Annotated in this window: 17 protein-coding genes, 1 pseudogene and 1 riboswitch; of the genes and pseudogenes, 9 read left to right on the plus strand and 9 right to left on the minus strand. The window is 36.9% G+C overall.

Features of this window, described 5'->3' with window-relative positions:
• Nucleotides 1-50: 50 nt before the first annotated feature.
• The 4 genes and pseudogenes from BSO02S_RS13950 (at nt 51) to BSO02S_RS13965 (ending at nt 4,289) form a co-directional block, all read left to right on the plus strand.
• Nucleotides 51-1,448: an amino acid permease gene (locus BSO02S_RS13950; protein WP_066068211.1), complete on the plus strand. Its 1,398-nt coding sequence runs from the start codon at nt 51-53 to the stop codon at nt 1,446-1,448.
• Between the two features lie 141 nt (nt 1,449-1,589).
• Nucleotides 1,590-2,387, plus strand: coding sequence for a 5'-nucleotidase, lipoprotein e(P4) family (locus BSO02S_RS13955; protein ID WP_084375031.1), 798 nt, complete (start codon nt 1,590-1,592; stop codon nt 2,385-2,387).
• A 152-nt stretch (nt 2,388-2,539) separates the two neighbouring features.
• Nucleotides 2,540-3,429: pseudogene (locus BSO02S_RS13960) on the plus strand (permease).
• 11 nt (nt 3,430-3,440) lie between these two features.
• On the plus strand, nt 3,441-4,289 hold the full coding sequence (locus BSO02S_RS13965) for a TIGR03943 family putative permease subunit (protein ID WP_066068214.1): 849 nt from the start codon (nt 3,441-3,443) through the stop codon (nt 4,287-4,289).
• A gap of 87 nt (nt 4,290-4,376) precedes the next feature.
• Here the strand turns inward: BSO02S_RS13965 and BSO02S_RS13970 are convergent, their stop codons facing one another.
• The 3 genes from BSO02S_RS13970 to BSO02S_RS13980 all read right to left on the minus strand — a co-directional run bounded on the left by BSO02S_RS13970 (nt 4,377) and on the right by BSO02S_RS13980 (nt 7,304).
• Complete coding sequence (locus BSO02S_RS13970; protein ID WP_066068217.1) at nt 4,377-4,742, minus strand: cytochrome-c oxidase; 366 nt, start codon at nt 4,740-4,742, stop codon at nt 4,377-4,379.
• 161 nt (nt 4,743-4,903) lie between these two features.
• Nucleotides 4,904-6,160, minus strand: a complete 1,257-nt coding sequence (locus tag BSO02S_RS13975; protein ID WP_066068220.1) for a DUF445 domain-containing protein — start codon at nt 6,158-6,160, stop codon at nt 4,904-4,906.
• Nucleotides 6,161-6,338: 178 nt separating this feature from the next.
• A complete protein-coding gene (locus BSO02S_RS13980; protein ID WP_066068223.1) occupies nt 6,339-7,304 on the minus strand; it encodes an AtpZ/AtpI family protein in 966 nt (321 codons plus the stop codon).
• A gap of 285 nt (nt 7,305-7,589) precedes the next feature.
• On the opposite strand from BSO02S_RS13980, the gene BSO02S_RS13985 reads away from it, so the two are divergent.
• The gene (locus BSO02S_RS13985; RefSeq protein ID WP_066068225.1) at nt 7,590-8,114 is read left to right on the plus strand and encodes a hypothetical protein; all 525 of its coding nucleotides are present in this window, start codon (nt 7,590-7,592) and stop codon (nt 8,112-8,114) included.
• 48 nt (nt 8,115-8,162) lie between these two features.
• Here BSO02S_RS13985 and BSO02S_RS13990 read toward each other — a convergent pair whose 3' ends face one another.
• Entirely contained in the window at nt 8,163-8,474 is a 312-nt protein-coding gene (locus BSO02S_RS13990) for a HesB/YadR/YfhF family protein (protein ID WP_066068226.1), read from the minus strand.
• Nucleotides 8,475-8,979: 505 nt separating this feature from the next.
• Between BSO02S_RS13990 and BSO02S_RS13995 the strand changes: the two genes are divergently transcribed.
• The gene (locus BSO02S_RS13995) at nt 8,980-9,276 is read left to right on the plus strand and encodes a hypothetical protein (RefSeq protein WP_066068229.1); all 297 of its coding nucleotides are present in this window, start codon (nt 8,980-8,982) and stop codon (nt 9,274-9,276) included.
• A gap of 74 nt (nt 9,277-9,350) precedes the next feature.
• On the opposite strand, the gene BSO02S_RS14000 is transcribed toward BSO02S_RS13995, so the two are convergent.
• From BSO02S_RS14000 to BSO02S_RS14020, 5 genes are all read right to left on the minus strand, one after another.
• Nucleotides 9,351-9,536, minus strand: a complete 186-nt coding sequence (locus tag BSO02S_RS14000) for a hypothetical protein (RefSeq protein ID WP_066068232.1) — start codon at nt 9,534-9,536, stop codon at nt 9,351-9,353.
• 112 nt (nt 9,537-9,648) lie between these two features.
• Nucleotides 9,649-11,001, minus strand: coding sequence for a hemolysin family protein (locus BSO02S_RS14005; protein ID WP_066068235.1), 1,353 nt, complete (start codon nt 10,999-11,001; stop codon nt 9,649-9,651).
• A gap of 304 nt (nt 11,002-11,305) precedes the next feature.
• A complete protein-coding gene (locus BSO02S_RS14010; RefSeq protein ID WP_066068238.1) occupies nt 11,306-12,613 on the minus strand; it encodes a hemolysin family protein in 1,308 nt (435 codons plus the stop codon).
• 156 nt (nt 12,614-12,769) lie between these two features.
• Nucleotides 12,770-13,324 (minus strand): GNAT family N-acetyltransferase, encoded by a 555-nt coding sequence (locus BSO02S_RS14015; protein WP_066068241.1) that lies wholly within the window; start codon nt 13,322-13,324, stop codon nt 12,770-12,772.
• Nucleotides 13,325-13,449: 125 nt separating this feature from the next.
• Complete coding sequence (locus tag BSO02S_RS14020) at nt 13,450-14,577, minus strand: histidine kinase N-terminal domain-containing protein (protein ID WP_066068245.1); 1,128 nt, start codon at nt 14,575-14,577, stop codon at nt 13,450-13,452.
• 201 nt (nt 14,578-14,778) lie between these two features.
• Nucleotides 14,779-14,885, plus strand: a riboswitch (TPP riboswitch).
• Nucleotides 14,886-14,961: 76 nt separating this feature from the next.
• Between BSO02S_RS14020 and thiT the strand changes: the two genes are divergently transcribed.
• From thiT to feoB, 3 genes are all read left to right on the plus strand, one after another.
• Nucleotides 14,962-15,549, plus strand: coding sequence for an energy-coupled thiamine transporter ThiT (gene thiT, locus BSO02S_RS14025; protein ID WP_066068478.1), 588 nt, complete (start codon nt 14,962-14,964; stop codon nt 15,547-15,549).
• 163 nt (nt 15,550-15,712) lie between these two features.
• Nucleotides 15,713-15,937 carry a FeoA family protein gene (locus BSO02S_RS14030; RefSeq protein ID WP_024030721.1) on the plus strand — a complete coding sequence of 75 codons (225 nt, stop codon included), beginning with the start codon at nt 15,713-15,715 and terminating at the stop codon, nt 15,935-15,937.
• Complete coding sequence (feoB, locus tag BSO02S_RS14035; RefSeq protein WP_066068248.1) at nt 15,937-17,940, plus strand: ferrous iron transport protein B; 2,004 nt, start codon at nt 15,937-15,939, stop codon at nt 17,938-17,940. The genes BSO02S_RS14030 and feoB overlap by 1 nt, the downstream gene beginning before the upstream one ends.
• Nucleotides 17,941-17,954: the final 14 nt, after the last annotated feature.

The raw sequence follows: 17,954 nt of genomic DNA on the forward strand, positions 1-17,954 counted from the left end.
AAGTGGGATGATAAGAAATTAGAAGCTTATTTATCAAGGGGGATTAATATATGAGTAATAACACTCATAGTGATGGACTTCATCGTGGTCTAGAAGAAAGACATATTGCCTTAATGTCATTAGGGGCATGCATTGGGGTTGGTTTATTTCTTGGTTCTGCAACAACAATTAAAATGGCAGGTCCTGGTATTTTAGTGGGATATGCAGTTGCAGGTCTGATTATGTTTTTTATTATGAGAGCGCTTGGGGAAATGGCGATTCAAAAACCTGTAGCTGGTTCATTCAGTAAATATGCGCGAGATTATTTAGGTCCGCTGGCAGGATTTATCACTGGCTGGAATTATTGGTTTTTATGGATTGTTACATGTATGGCGGAAATCACCGCTATTGGGATCTATATGGAATATTGGTTTCCAACTATACCACGCTGGATTTGGGCGCTGGCGGCATTAGTAATTATGGCAACGGTCAATTTCCTAGCAGTAAAAGCTTATGGCGAATTAGAATTTTGGTTTGCGCTCATTAAAATTGTCACAATTTTAGCAATGATTGTAGTTGGGGCCGGGATGATTTTCTTTGGGATTGGAAACGGCGGTATTGCTACAGGAATTTCTAATCTATGGGAACACGGCGGACTATTTCCACATGGAATTAAAGGCGTATTATTGTCTTTACAAATGGTTATGTTTGCTTATCTTGGTTTAGAAATGATTGGAGTTACTGCTGGAGAAGTTAAAAACCCGGAAAAATCTCTTGCAAGAGCGATTGATACAGTTTTCTGGCGTATTCTTATCTTTTATGTCGGGGCGCTATTTGTGATCATGTCAATTTTCCCATGGCAAGAAATTGGGACAACAGGCTCCCCATTTGTTATCACGTTTGAACAAATCGGAATTAAGGGCGCGGCTGGAATTATTAATTTTGTTGTACTAACTGCAGCCTTATCTTCGTGCAATAGTGGTATCTTCAGTACGGCACGGATGCTATTTAATTTAGCTCAGCATGGAGAGGCGCCGCAAGAGTTTGGGAAAGTGACAAAAAGTGGGGTCCCAGGTAAAGCAGTTCTCGCATCTGCTGCTGTACTATTAATTGGAGTGGTATTGAATTACATTGTTCCTGCAAAGGTTTTTATCTGGTTATCAAGTATTTCAACCTTTGGAGCGATATGGACATGGGGAGTGATTCTTTTATCACAACTTAAATATCGTAAAAGCCTAAAACCTGCAGAGGTAAAATCCTTAAAATATAGGCTTCCGCTCTATCCTTTTTCCTCTTATTTATCACTAGCCTTTTTGGCTTTTGTTATCGGGATCATGGGTTATAGTCAGGATACAAGAATTGCAATCATTATTGGTCCGCTCTTTATTGCCTTTTTGATAGCTGTCTACTATATTAAAGGATATCATAAAAGAGATACATCAGAGATTGCCGATAAACAAGCTAGTTAGAAAATGGGGTCCAGAAATGGGCCTTATTTTTTTCTGACTCATAAGTGAGACCTAAAGAACAATTCCAATAAATAGATTGGATTTTTCACTATTCCACATACTAACATTATTAATGAAAGGGAGGTAGTGTTTGTGAGGAAAATGTTTATGCTGGCGGCCGCCGCAGTTTTATCGTTTTCTTTTTACTGTGATAATGCAAGGGCAGAACCGGTGAAAAGTTTTACAGAACAGAATACAATGTCTGTCCTCTGGTTTCAAAAATCGGGGGAGGCAAAAGGCTTATATTATCAAGGCTATTACCTCGGAAAAATGAGACTGGATGACATCTTGAGAAAAAGGCCGAAGGGCAAAAGCTTAAAGCCGGCAATTGTCCTCGATATTGACGAGACAATATTAGATAACAGCCCGCATCAAGCCTGGTATGTATTATCAGGTAAGGGCAGGCCGTTTAATTGGAATGAGTGGTTTAGCCGGGGAGACGCGAAACCCCTGCCGGGAGCGATTGAATTTTTGCGGTATGCTGATTCAAAGGGCGTTGCGATTTACTACATATCCAACCGTAATGAAGCGCAAAAACAGGCAACAATGAAAAATTTACAAAATGTTGGTGCGCCTCAGGTAGATGCAGCACATGTTTTACTGCAGCAGCCTGGTGAAATAGGAAAGGAAACACGTCGCAATCAAGTAGCGAAGACACATGACATTATCCTGTTATTTGGCGACAACTTAGGGGACTTCAGCGGTTTTGAGGGGTTATCAGTTTCAGAAAGGATCCAAGCAGTGGAAAGGAATAATGAAGAATTCGGCAAAAAGCTTATTCTCTTTCCAAATCCAATGTATGGAGACTGGGAAGGGGCCATCTATAATTATGATTATAGAAAATCCAACGAAGAAAAAGCTAAGCTTAGAAAGAAATTCTTAGAAATTTACCAGCAATAAAAATTACAACGCTGCTAATTTTTGGTTGGCAGCGTTTCTTTGTCTTAATAAAGAAAAATTATCCTTGTTATCCCATATTTATCGTTGGACGTAGTATTAGGATGAGAGTATAGTAGTTTCCATGAGTCTTGAAATATAGGAGGACTACTACAATGTTTGGTATCTCATTACCGCAATCATTTTTACAGATGAATACCATCTTTATTTCGATACTAATTGAAGCCCTGCCCTTTGTTACTTTAGGGGTGCTTATTTCTGGGATCATCCAAATATTTGTCACTGAAGAAATGATCGCTAAGATTATGCCGAAAAATAAGGTTCTCGCGGTGATTTTTGCTAGTTTTTTAGGAATCTTATTTCCATCGTGTGAATGTGGGATTGTTCCAATTGTTAGCCGTCTTGTCGCAAAAGGAGTGCCAATATCAGCGGGAATTGCTTTTATGTTAACCGCTCCAATCATCAATCCCGTTGTTCTATTTGCAACTTATATCGCCTTCGGCAGCGACACTGGAAAATGCCGATCTTCCGCTCGATTGGAGCGCTTGTAGTTGCATTTGCAGTAGGAATTTTAATTGCTTATCGCTACAAAGGAAATCCGTTTAAAGAATCCTATCATCATCACCATCATCACGAAGAAAAAACAACTGTCCTGCAAAAAGTTTGGCGGACACTTGAACATGCAGTGGAAGAATTTTTCTCAATGGGGAAGTATTTAGTGATTGGTTCCCTCATTGCAGCAGCTGTCCAAACGTACGTGAAAACGGCCACGCTTGTCTCGATTGGTCAAGGTCCCGTATCATCATCCTTTGTTATGATGACTTTGTCCTTTATTCTTTCTCTTTGTTCCGAAGCGGATGCTTTTATTGCTTCCTCCTTTAGAACAACGTTTTCGACTGGTTCATTATTGGCCTTTTTAGTTTTTGGTCCGATGGTTGATATTAAGAATTTATTGATGATGCTGGCTACATTTAAAAAACGGCTTGTATTTATGATTGTTTCATCTGTATTTGCTGTTGTCTTTGTGTACTCTTTGTTGTTTTAGGAGGTTGACCCATGATAAGGAGTTTAATTTTAATTGGCTTTACCTACTTAATCTTTCAATTGCATCTTAGTGGTGATATTTCAAAATATATCAACATGAAGTATTCGTACCTATCAGCGATAGCCGGTTATGCGTTATTAGTCTTAACCATCGTCCAAATTTTGATGTTGAACAAGGATCATTCAAGAGAAACCGGCTGCGAACATGATCATGGCGGACACAATCATTCAAAAGAAGACAAGTGGTACAAAAAGCTTTTGATCTATCCGATTTTCGCGTTTCCGATTATTTCTGGATTATTTTTCCCGATTGCAACCCTTGATTCGAATATTGTGAAGGCAAAAGGCTTCCATTTCCCAATCTATGATGAGGGAAAAGGAGATCCGTTTATGCAACAGCAATTCCTGCGTCCAGACACAAGTGTTTATTATGCAAAAGATGAATACGATTCCCGTATGAAAAATGAAAAGAAAAAATATGTCAATCAAAAAACGATTGCACTAAATGATAAAAATTATTTAAATGGGATGGAAACCATATATAACTTTCCGGGCGATTTCCTAGATAAAGAAATTGAATTTAAAGGGTTTGTATTTAACGATGCTGAGACAATAGATAAAAATCAGATTTTCGTATTTCGTTTCGGCATCATTCATTGTATTGCTGACTCCGGGGTTTTTGGAATGCTGGTCGATATGCCAGCGGGCACAAAGCTTGGTAATGACGAGTGGATTACCGTAAAAGGGAAAATATCGACGCTATATTATCAACCCTTTAAAACCAATATCCCTATTTTAAATGTAGAAAAGTGGACAAAGACATCCGCCCCTAAGGATCAGTACGTCTATAAGGGAAACTAAAAAGACGCCATCAAGAATGGCGTCTTTTATCTGCTTAAAAGGTAATTAAAGTTCGACAAATTAAATAAATAATACCAAAAAGGCAGGTTAGTTTTTTACATTTTTAAGGACATTTATTGCAAATATAATAATCCCCAAAACCATCAATGTGCCGCCGACCGCAACCGCAGGCTCGGCACTTTCTGTACCAGTTACTAAAAATGCAAGCCCAATCATCATGATTGGCAGGGCAATATTATGAAGCCAAAAGTGAACCTTTGCTAATGTCGTTTGCGCTGCACTTGGAAAAGCAACGTAAACGAGACCAGCTACTGCCAATGACATCCACCCTAATAAATTGATGTGTACGTGTACAGGAGTTAAGGTGTAATTATGTGCCATCGACATATACATCCCAATACAAACACCGATGACAAAATAGACAACAGAAATCTTGATAAACTTTATTGCCATGATCCTGCCCCCTTTTTCACTTTAATATTTTGACTACAGTAGTAAATATGTTGGAAAATGCCGAAAAAGAACTTGGCCATTGGAGGACAGGATGTGTATTTTTTTAGAGGCATGAAAAAGAGCAACCCTTTATAATTCAAGGTTGCTCTTTCAGATAAGAATCAAAAGAAGGCTTTTATCCCGACTAAAACTAATCCAATCATAAATCCACAAACAGCCCCATTGACACGGATCCATTGCAGATCTTTACCAACATTCGTTTCTACCATGTTAACGAGTGTTTTATCATCTAGCCTTTCTAAGTTTTCCTCGACAAGTCTGCCGATTTTTGAATGATTTTTATCAACAAAACTGGAAATTTGTTTCTTGACCCATGTTTCAAACTGGTTCATTTTTTCCGGATTTTCCTTTATTTCCTCTAGACCATTCTTAATAAGAGGAAGGATATAATCACCGAAGAAGAGGGGGTTTGCCACGAATTCATAAACTTTCTGCTGTAATTGAGTTAATAAATCGGAAATTTGTTCGTGTGGTTCCCATTTGGCAATTAACTGTGTTTTAAAATTATTAAGTTCCTCATAAATCTTTTCATCGCTTTTTATCGATTGCAGTTTTTTATGAATATGGATCATCAATGTTTGTCTATTTTGATTAAAGGGATCGCGATAGCTATCCACACCTTTTAGAATCAGATTTTGGATAATATTACCCAACTTTTCTTCATTAACAAGGTTACTAAATGATCTTAAAGCAAACTGCATAAACCCATCTGCTTTAATATTTTCCACGGCATCCACCGCTAAGCCACCAAGCTTATATTTTGTACTTTCTTTCCTAGCCCATTCATCAATTTCCTTTAGGATGAAATCGAGTGTCTTCTCATCATACTTTCTTATGGTTATCTGATCAATAAGCATTGGTAGATAATTCTTACTATCTATTTCATTCAGTCGAGATTTTAATTCCTTTTCAACAAAGGGTACTATTTTTTTTATATCTATCTTTTTTATCAAATGCTGCGTAAGGGTTGTGAAATTTTTTTGTACCGCTGGAGAAGGTAGTTCCTTATCGATAAGCCCCAATAGTTTTTCTGCGAATTTGATGGTTTCAATCTTTTTCCGAATGCTCTCCTTGGTTAGCCAATCATTTTCTAACATTGAAATAATTCCTGCGATTATTCTTTTACGGTTTTTCGGCAGAAGCGCCGTATGTGGGATAGGAATACCAAGTGGATGCCGAAATAATGCTGTTACGGCAAACCAATCAGCAAGTCCCCCAACAAGACCTGCTTCAAAACCACCCTGCAGGATCGTTCCCCAAAGTGAATGTCGTATAGGCATGGTTGCCAAAAAACCAATTCCCATCACTGCAAGAGAAATAGTCGCTAGATGCCGCGATTTATTTTTCTGTATTAACATCTTTGTAACCCCTCATTTTTTATAAATAGTGTTGCCTAATGCTATTATCTCAATTTCACTAGTAAAAGCGCAAGTTTCCTATACGCGATGTATGGAATGGAGGGCATAGTGGGAGTTAAAGGTAACATTCCTATACCAATGATAGAAAAATAAAAACTCCGCTCAACTGTGAGGGGAGTTAGGAGTTATCCAATTTCTTTTTCTGTGGTCGGATATGTGTAATGAGGCCATCAAGGTCGGTAATATAAAATTGGATTTCAGGCGCTGCTTTTAAATAACGATCCTGCAATAACTGATAATAATTCACCCGGTGATGCGGGTCGAATTTAAGCATAGGGTATTCTTTATGTTCCTTCACGTATAAGTCAACTGCTTTTTGAACTAGATCCATTTCGATTGGAATCTGCTTGTCACTTTCTTCAAATAAATCATAGGTTTCCTTAGACATATAGTATTTTTTGGAAGGAATCCCGCCAAGAAAAGAAGTAAGCTGTTGAAAGTCAATACTGTTATCCTCCAGTACAAGGATGGTTCGATAAACACCTTTTGGCAAATTGTCGGAAAACTTTCTTACAGCATTACGAACCTCTTCTATGCCGGCATCTATAACGGGGTAATCTTTGTCATCTTTTTGTCCTGAAAATAAAGAATCTTCCTTTTCTTTCCTAAATGGAATAGGAGTTTTAAAGTATTTATGAACCATCGAATATACAGTTAATCCACCAATTCCTATTCCTAAAAATGTCCCAATCAATGTGAATACAGGATAAAAATTATAGCGGCCATCTAGTAATGCTCCCAGCTTATAACCACCATAAACAGATAGTGCAATTGTAATCCCAAATACCATGTTCAATGAAAGTGTTTTCATAAGGAAGTTTGCGAATTCATTCCAATTTTTTTCGTTTTGACCCTTTTCATTTTTAAGAAATTCCTTAATCTCTTTTTTCATTTCTTCGGAGACCTTATTCTCTTCAAAAAATTCTTCAAGATAGGCTTCATCGGATTTATTTTCATTCTTCAAAAGACAAGCAGTTTTTTCAAAGGTACCCATTTTGTAATGGACATAGATCCATGTTTCTTCGAATCCTATTTCTAAATTTTCAGGAACATTGCCCGGGTATTTTGTAAACTGGTGTTTCATGCTATTTCCCCCCTTAATACAGTCTTTGTGTAAAGGACCGGTTACGTGCATGGAATGCAGCCACTGAATGGTTTCTTTGGTTATATCCTTATTATATACAAAAAATTTCATTATTGTAACATACTTCACAATTTATTCCTAATTTTCAAAATAATACAGCAAACAAGATTGGTAAGATTAAAATCATAATATACATTGTATAGTTTAATTTTTGTAGTATAGTAATATAAGGTAGTTTTATAGTATAAATGAGGATTATAAAAAGAGATACAGGGGGAATTTAATATGAAAAAATTCTTGGTATTACTTGCGGCGTTAATGATGGCCATTGGGCTAACTGCTTGCTCAGGCATAGATGATGCAAAAACAGAAAAGAAGGAAACTGCAACAGCTCCCAAAGTTGATGTTAAGAAAGAACTAGTCAGGTTCTATATGGACCTTGGAAGTAAAATTAATGCAAAAGATGCTGACTTAAATGCTTATGTAGCTAAAGTGTCCAAGGAAGATGCAAAGCAAGAAGAATTACCAACGGCTGAAGACAGGACAAAAGCAAGTGAGGCAGCTGCCGCTGTTGCTGATGAGCTAACTAACTATCAGATTCCAACAGGGTTAAAAGATCAAAAGGCTGACCTTGAGGCAGTACTTAAAGATTTTGCCGCTTCTTACCATACTAAAGCAGAAGAATTAAAAAAAGACACTCCATCTCTTGATGCAGCGAATGCTGCCTTCACAGAGGCTGAACAAAAGCTTGGCACAATATTTGAAAGCGCAAAATTACTTGCACCAGGTCTAGATAAACAAGTTAACTAAAAAGACAAAAAAACAAGCCGGTAGGTAGCCTGGCTTGTTTTTTTTGGATTAATTAATTGAAATGACAGCCTCTTCTTTGAAGGTTACCTGTATTTCATCAACGCGATTATCGACGGACAAGTATGTTTCAGTATCTTCAAAAAACCAAATATCACTGCCTTCAACAAAAAAAGTAATTCCATTTACTTCTCTCGTAAATCCAACGTTGGCAGGAAGTTCAGCTGAAAAAGCCATACAATAACCTTTATGCTTCTGTCCAAACCCAGCATATTGGGGGAACATCCGAATGCTGAATGGTTTGTTAAATTCGAATTCTCTTGAGAACCATGAAGTTGCTCTTTCATCGATAGAAATAAACATATTTATACACCAACCTTTTCCTAGTGGGTATGAGTCATAAGGATAGAAATGGCTGCAAGAATTGATTATCCATTTCCTTATAGTAAAAGATTATAACTTTTTACCTGTTTTGCCTGTGATATAAGGCACGGGCTTCCATTAACAAAGGTTATTTAAAAAAATGTTCATTTATTTGTTTGGAAACGTTCACAACTGTGCTAAAAATCAACAACATATTATGTAAAAAGCGCTTTAATTAAAAGAGCCAATAATTATAACTTACGTGGAGGAATTTATTAAAAGAATTGTATCCCTATAAAGTAAAGATTAAATTCATTGATCAATGTGGAGGAGGGGGCTATGTACTAAGGGTATGGAAAATATGAGTGCCATGGCAAAAACTTCTTAATTAATTTAAATGTTTTTTCAAAGGTCGATTGTTGCTGTTTTTGTAACATGTTTATAGTGAAAACCGTGATAAAATAAAGGCAATAAGAAAAGAAAAATAAAAAAGGAGTTTTTGACGATGGAGCAAGAGTTCGAAAAGTTGACTGAAAATGTGAAAGATATAAAAAGTTTAATTCATACATTCAATGAAACACTGGAAAATATCGGGAGAAGACTTTCGAGATTAGAAAAGGTAGACAGCATTGAGCACAGGGTAGCGGTAAACCAAATCGACCTTTCTGATATAAAAGAATCACTTCAGCGGATTGAGGATTCACACAATAGCGAAATTCAGCAGGTCAATAGGCGCCTTGATTCTCATTTGGTGAAAATTGCAAAGGCGGAAGAAGATATACTCATTATTAAATCCAAATAATCATAATATTAGCTTAAAATAAAAAAGATCAGAGAATAAAAATCTGATCTTTTTTTTATTGATAATAAAATTGCTTATAACTTGGTAAAAAGCGCTTTGACTCCTAGGTAAAGTAAAAGAAAAGAAAATACTAAAATTGCAAGTGCCCCGACATCATGAAAAAATGATGACAGACCAGATAAAAACGAAATTGTTGGCATATGAATTAGGGCAAACCCGGCTAATATACAAGCTAAAAATAAATTTGCTAAACGATCCATTTTGTATCCCTCCTTATGAGCAGGATATGCTTTCAACGGGCTTGTTGATTGGTCATATGCACATAATTTCCGAAAAAAAATAGACCGAAAAAATCGGTCTACAATATGTTAATTAAGATAGGACTTCCGAATTGGATATTGCCAAAGGCTTGATGGCTGTTTCTTCATTATTAACATTCTTGGTTACTTCAATATATTTTATATGATGCTCTTCCATATCAAGGATTTTAAAAGTATAGGTCTCATGAAGAATGAAGTCGCCTTCTTTTACATCATAATTTTCGGTAAGAACCCAGCCGCCAATTGTATCCACATCTTCATCATCAATTTCGACTCCTAATAAATCATTGACCTCGGTCACCAAAACTTTAGAATCAATAATATAATGGTTTTCCTTAATTTTCCGAACCTCTGGAATTTCATCCATATCAAATTCGTCACGAATTTCGCCAACAATTTCTTCAAGGATATCTTCAACCGTTACAAGTCCCGATGTACCGCCATATTCATCCATTAATATCGCCATATGGACACGGTCTTTTTGCATCTTCACAAGTAAATCATGGATGGGGATGGTCTCTATTACTCTAATAATTGGACGTGTATAGTATTCTAAGTTTCCAGTAGATAGATTTTCATTCCCAATTAAGTCGGTCATGATTTCCTTAATATTAACAAGCCCAATAATATGGTCCTTATCACCATCAATGATCGGATACCTTGTAAATTTCTCAACACGTAATACCTGAATAAATGTCTCTAAAGTATCATCCTTAGACAATGAAACCATTTCCGTCCTTGGAACCATAATTTCCTTCGCAATTCGGTTATCAAATTCAAAGATTTTATTTACATACTTAAACTCTGATTGGTTAATTTCACCGCTTTTATAGCTTTCAGACAGAATAATTCGAAGTTCTTCTTCCGTATGGGCAATTTCGTTTTCGGAAACAGGCTTAAGTCCAAAAAGGCTGGAAACAATTCTTGCTGACCCATTAAGTACCCAAATAAAGGGGTACATGACCTTATAAAATAGGATAAGCGGACGAGACACTACTAAGGTAATTAGTTCTGCCTTCTGAATCGCCAGTGTTTTAGGTGCAAGTTCACCGACCACTACATGTAAAAAAGTAATGGTTGCAAACGCAAGCCCAATGGATAATATCTGCGTTGCGCCTTCAGGAATATTTATTTTAAGGAAAAGGGGGCCAAGCAGCTCCTCGATTGTCGATTGTCCTTTCCACCCTAACCCGAGGGCAGTGATGGTTATTCCTAATTGACAGGCGGATAAATATTCATCTAAGTTCGAAATCACCTTTTTTGCTGAAACAGCCTTCGAATTTCCTTCTTCTATTAACTGATCAATTCTTGAACTTCTAATTTTAACAATGGCAAATTCTGAAGTAACAAAAAAAGCAGTTAAAGCAATTAAAATGGCTATAATCACCAAGTTAAATATGTCCAAATAAGTTCCCTTATCCCGTTTTTAAACGGGTAAGGAGTCACCTCCCAGTTTTATAAAGAAAATCTACGCGTATCATGTTTCGGTATTTCTCATTCTAATATCTAGTTTTCTATTAATCTTGTCTCATGGTCATTATACCACCTCGACAACTTTGTAAATTAACAATAATTATAAAGAATTTAAACCATACAGTCAAACGTTCTAGTTTGGATACAGGTTGATATCTACATTTTATGGCAAATTAACGTGAATATGAACAAAATAGGCTAAATATTACAAAAATTAAACTTATAAAAAACGTCTCCTACTCTGGAGACGCCGGGAATTTTGTTACCTCAATAAATACAATATGGTGCCCTTCAATTTCTTTAATTTTGAACACATATTGATCCCTTTCGATGGTATCCCCTTTTTTTACATCAAATTTTTGTGTTAAAAACCATCCGCCAATTGTGTCCATATCTTCCTCTTCGAGCGTGGTACCGAGGAGATCGTTTACCTCGGTTATGAGGACCTTGCCATCTAAAATAAAGTGGGCTTCGCCTTTTTTTTGAATAAGAGGGAGTTCATCAATATCAAATTCATCCCGTATTTCACCGACAATTTCCTCAAGAATATCCTCGACCGTTACGATTCCCGCCGTACCGCCATACTCGTCCGATAAAACGGCCATGTGAGTTCTGTCCTTTTGCAGCTTGACTAATAATTCCTGAATCGGGATGGTTTCAATAACATGAATAACCGGCTTTAAATAAGGGAGGAGCGGCTGTTCTTCACTACATTTTTGCTGTATACAATCGGTTAGTATTTCCTTAATATTAACAATCCCTAAAATATTGTCCTTGTCACCATCAATAAGAGGGTATCTTGTGTATTTTTCTTCCTTTACAATTTCAATAATCTCTGCCATGGCTGCATCCTTGGAAAGGGTAATAACCTCAGTTCGGGGTACCATGATTTCCTTAGCAATTCGATTATCGAATTCGAAAATACGATTCATATACCGATATTCGGATTGATTAATTTCCCCGCTTTCGTAGCTTTGCGAAAGAATCATCCGCAATTCCTCTTCAGAAAGGACCATATCCTGATCTGAAATAGGTTGAATTCCAAACAGGCCAGTAACAAACCGAGCTGATCTATTAAGAGCCCAAATAAAAGGGTACATCAGTTTATAGAAAAAAATTAGGGCAGGGGCAAACAGCATGATTATTTCCTCGGACTTTTGAATCGCAAATGTTTTTGGTGCTAATTCGCCAATAACAACATTAAAAAAGGTGATGATGGCAAAGGCAAAAATAAACGAAATAACCTGCGTTAATGATAACGGCAATTGAATCCATTCAAAAACAGGATTCAACATTTTCCTTATTGTTGGTTCACCTAACCAGCCCAATATTAATGAAGTGATTGTTATTCCAACTTGAGTGGCAGATAAATAGCCGTCTAAATTGGAAATTACTTTCTTTGCTATTTCAGCTTTTTGGTTTCCTTCTGATAATAATTGATCAATTCTTGTTGTGCGGACTTTAACCATCGCAAATTCTGAGGCCACAAAAAATGCGGTTAAGGCAATCAGCAGTGCAATTATTCCCAAGTTCATCCAAATCATCTATTACCTTACAATAGTAAGGCCTGCCACCTCGCTTACGTTTTACTCTTTTTTATTATTTCAAAAAAAAATTCTATTAGCAAATCAAGAAGGGAAAAATAAAAAATTAGCTGCCTAATTGGCAGCTTAAGCTGAATGATGTCTACCGGAAAGCTTTCAATGTGGAGGACGTTTTTTCCAGTCTTGGGACAGCATGCTATAAATGAAGAGATCATGAAAGTGGCCGTTTAATTGTTCACCGTCGCGGATGATCCCTTCCTTAATAAATCCGAGCCTTTCGGGAATCGCCTGGCTCTTTATATTTTTAACGCCGCAGCGAATTTCGACACGGTTTAATCCTAATTTGAAAAATGAATAGTTAAGCAGGGCTTTGACTGAACGAGTAATGACCCCATGACCCTCCGCTTTTTTTGCAAGGTAATAGCCGATGCTTGTCATACTGTTGTACCAATCCAATTGAGTTAAGCCAATCGAACCAACAAGCTCCCCTTTGTAAAGGATTCCAACATTTAGTCCACTACTTTCGGCAAATTGACTAAGCCAGACAGGGATAATTGACTCAAAATGATATGGTGAGTTCATACTATCCACCCAGGGCATCCATTCACGCAAATGTTCGCGGTTTTCCTCGACAAGCTGATAAAGTGCTAAGGCATGGTGTGGCTGGAACAATTGAAGTTCGATTTCATTATCAACTTTTAATGTAAACATAAGCCTATTCTCCCAATTGAAAATTTTAGTACATCATATGCAGAATAGATGAGACCCGGAAGAATATTCTATAAAGAAATAAAAAAATCCCTGCTTTAAATAAAGTGGGATTAAGACTAATACAGCTATAGATTAGAAATAGGTAAGGAAATGGAAAATGTGGTTTTATCTGGCGCAGAATCACAGACTAAATGTCCTTTATGTTTTTCAATAATTTCTTTACATACGAATAAGCCAAGACCAGTACCTAGTTTTTTTGTTGTGAAAAAAGGTTCGAAAATGGTTTTTTGTAATTCTGTTGGAATAGCTGGCCCGTTATTGGAAATATAAATGGTGATAAACTGTTTATTATCTAAACTACTGATAATCTCGATTGTGGGATTAGGAATACCATGATGATTAAGCACATCAATAGCATTAAAAATGATATTAATGAAAACCTGCCTAATTTCATCAGCATAACCATTCAGTGTAATATCCTCAACTAATTCCTTTTTAATTTTAACTTTACTGTCGAGAATGCTTGGATAAAGAAAGTTTAATACTTCACCAATTAGCTTGTTAATCCCATAAGAATCTTTTTCTTTCCCAATCAATTCCTTTTTGGATAAAAGCAGGAATTGGGAGATACGAAAATTAAGTTGATCCAACTCACCTGAAATGATTTCTAAATACCTCATATTCGGATAATCACTCTTAAGCAATTGAATAAATCCTTGAACAGAAGTAAGCGGGTTTCTAAATTCATGAATAAAACTTGATGTCATCTGACCAAGAAGTGTCAAACGATCCTGGTGAGTAGAGTCGATGACCATGGTTTTTTCTTCGATAATTTTGTTTTTTGCCTCCGAATAATGTGTAACGGCATAGTATAAAAATTTATCAAAGCAAAAATTAATCATATTCATTGATTCTTGTAAATCAGGCCAGGGGATTCCTATTTCACCAAAATAGCGATATAAAATAGTTCTGCCAAGATTAACATTATATACAAAATCACCCAGGTTAACATTGGCGATAACTCTTTCTTCTGATACTTCTATCGCAAGAGTTTCGATGGTAACCAATAGCTCTTCTTTAGGTAATTTATCCACATTAAGTAATACATCCAATAGGTCCTCCCCATTTTCATGTATTTTCCTTAAAAAGGGATCCCCATGATTGACGACAATGGCATTTTCCCATTCTTGGACCAATTTCTCTTTATTCTTTTTGAAAAATGCGATTAACTCCGTTTGTTCTCCCGTAATCATGCTTGTTCCCCCATCCAATTGACAAAACTAATTACAGTGTTAATTCGATGATAACGGCAAAAATCCTTTATAAAATGAAATTAATATTATTTTCCCAATATGTCCATGCTAAAATTGTCTTAAAGGAATCACTTACAGATTGCAATATTTTCCTTGAAAAAGAGGTAAAACAATAGTATATTCGTTATGGAAACAATTGAATATTTCCACAGGGGGAGCTGCTAATGGCGGCTGAGAGTGAACGTTTGAGTTCTGACCCTATGAACCTGTTAGTTAACACTAGCGTAGGGATGTGGTTTGCTGAATATTAAAGCAGTGCAGACAATCCTTATCGTCTTGCATTGCTTTTTTTATTGTTTTAAAAAAATTGAGGGGGAAATTGGAGTGAACAAAAAGAGAAGTAATACATTATTTATTACGGAGGTAGCAGTATTCACTGCACTGGCTTATTTATTGGATTTTGTTGCAGGGGTTTTATCTTTAAGAATTTGGCCGCAGGGGGGGTCTATTTCAATTGCGATGGTGCCTATTTTCCTAATGGCCTACCGTTGGGGTGTGAAAGGTGGACTATTAACGGGCTTTCTACTAGGCTTATTACAGTTTATACTTGGATTTGCACAAATATATACAATTATTCAAGGGATAATAGATTACTTTATTGCTTTTACAGTTGTGGGCTTAGCAGGCGTTTTCGCAGGAAAAATAAAAAATTCTCTTGAAGAAGGGCAAAAAGGTAAATGGATTACCTATGCCGTCTTGGGGACTTTTTTAGGAAGTTTGCTTCGCTATTTTTGCCATGTAATCGCCGGGGCTGTATTCTTTGGCGAATATGCACCAAAGGGACAGCCGGTTGCGATTTACTCACTCCTTTATAATGGAACGTACATGCTTCCAAGCTTCATTATCAGTGCAATCATTATTATTCTAGTTATAAGTGCGGTCCCAAAAAGAATGATTTTGCAAAAAAATTAATATGAAATGCAAAAGAAAGGTAAGGGTCCCCACTCTTTCCTTTTTTTTTAAAACTTTTCGTACATTTGTCACAAATTTTATGTGCTTATTATATGGATTTAGTGTTAAAATGACAATATAGAAAGATAATCATTCTCAATTAACCTAGGATAGGGTGATATACATGTTTGGTTCTTTAAAAGCAGGAGATAAAGGAAAAATCATTGACATTTCACATGTGGGTCACCTTGTTCAAAGACGTTTGCTTGATTTAGGAATAACTGAAGGGTCAGAAGTGTGTGTGAAATGCGTGATGCCGTTTGGCGGCCCGATTATGATTGAATCTTGTGGACAATGTGTCGGCATCCGCCGCAAAGAAGCAGTTCAGATTGAAGTGGAGAGAATATAATGGAAATCGCTCTTATTGGAAACCCCAATACTGGGAAAACTTCATTGTTTAATAATCTAACAGGTTCCTATGAGTATGTTGGTAACTGGAGCGGTGTAACAGTTGAAAAGAAAGTCGGCGTTTTCAAAAATAATATTGGACACTTAATTGATTTACCTGGTGTGTACACACTTAATCCCTTATCAAAGGATGAAGGTGTGGTCACTTCTTTCTTTTTAAATGAATCCGTTGACCGCTTGCTAAATATATTAGATGCGTCGCAATTAGAACGAAATTTACAGTTAACACTGCAATTGCTAGAGTTTGAAAAGCCAGCTCTAATTGGCCTAAATATGATTGATGTCGCCAATAAGCGTGGAATTCAAATCGACGCACAGAAGCTATCCGAGGTTCTTGGCGTGCCTGTCGTCCCCGTTGTTGCTAGAAGCGGAAAGGGCTGTGAGAAGCTAATTGATGCTATCTCTACAAAATCAATGCAGCCAACGAAAAAGAACCTCGTTTATTATGGGATAGAGGTTGAGGAAGCAATAACATCCTTAAGCGGAGAATTGAGCGGAAAAACCAACCATTCGCCGCGTTTTCTTGCGATTCAATATTTTGAAGGCAATGAATATGTTAAAGACTATGTTAAAACAATAGCAGACCCACACAAGCTAACGGAAATTACGGCAAACTTGGAGTCTAAATTACAAGAACAAAAAACATTCAAAACACTAGCAAATTATATTTATTTAAAAAGAAAAGAAATAATTGAGAAGATCATTGTTGATGTTGCTAGAAAAAGTGATTCGATTATTCCTCTTTCGGAAAAAATTGACAGCATTGTTACGAATCGATTTTTAGGCATGCCAATTTTCCTGCTTCTTATGTATTTAATGTTTATGCTGACCTTTGATTGGCTGGGAACTCCATTATCGGATGCATTAGATACCTTGTTAACAGGTCCAATTACTTCCGGGTTCGAAACAGTACTAACAGCAATTAATGCCTCGGATTTTATTCAAGCCTTGATTTTGAATGGATTAGTGGCAGGGGTTGGCGGGGTTCTCGTATTTGTTCCGCAGATCTTTATTCTTTTCTTCTTTATCTCGTTATTAGAGGATTCTGGATATATGGCACGAGTGGCCTTAGTTATGGACCGAATCATGGAATCAGTCGGACTAAACGGGAAGGCATTTATTCCAATGATGATTGGTTTTGGCTGCAATGTACCTGGAATCATGGCGGCAAGAACAATTGAGGCACCAAGGGAGCGACTTTTAACGATTCTTCTCACACCGTTAATGTCTTGTTCGGCCCGTTTGCCAGTATATGCATTATTTGTTGGCGCCTTTTTTGCAGGTAATAAGGCATTTGTTGTCTTAAGTCTTTATGTGCTAGGTATCGTTGTTGCATTAATCTTGGCCAAGATTTTTTCTTCTACCATCCTAAAATCGGAAACTTCTTTATTCGTTATTGAGCTGCCGCCGTACAGGCTTCCCCAGTTTCAATCGCTATGGAGAAGTACATGGGATAAAGCTAAAGGTTTTGTAAGAAAGGCTGGGACCTTTATTTTTGCCGGCTCCGTCTTTATCTGGCTGTTATCGTATGTTGGTCCTAATGGTTTAAACGTGGATATGGATGACAGCTTTTTAGCAGCAATTGGGAATGTCATCGCACCAATACTGGAGCCAATTGGCTTTGGGACGTGGCAGGCTGCTGCTTCATTAATTACAGGCTTCTTAGCAAAAGAAGCAATCATTTCGACCATGAACATTATTTATTTTGTCCCTAATGATGCCAGCTTGCAGGGGCTTTTAGCTAGCTACTATACACCGCTTGCGGCATACAGCTTTATGGTTTTCATTTTGTTGTATATTCCGTGCTTAGCAACCGTCGCAACTATCTATAAAGAAACTAACTCGAAAAAATGGACAGCATTTTCAATGATCTACGCATTTGCACTTGCTTATATTTTGTCCTTGGTCATCTATCAAGGCGGTAAATTGTTTGGACTTGTGTAATTCTAAAAAGAGGT

The organism is Neobacillus soli NBRC 102451, assembly GCF_001591665.1.
In the GTDB taxonomy this organism is placed as follows: Bacteria; Bacillota; Bacilli; order Bacillales; family Cytobacillaceae; genus Neobacillus; species Neobacillus soli.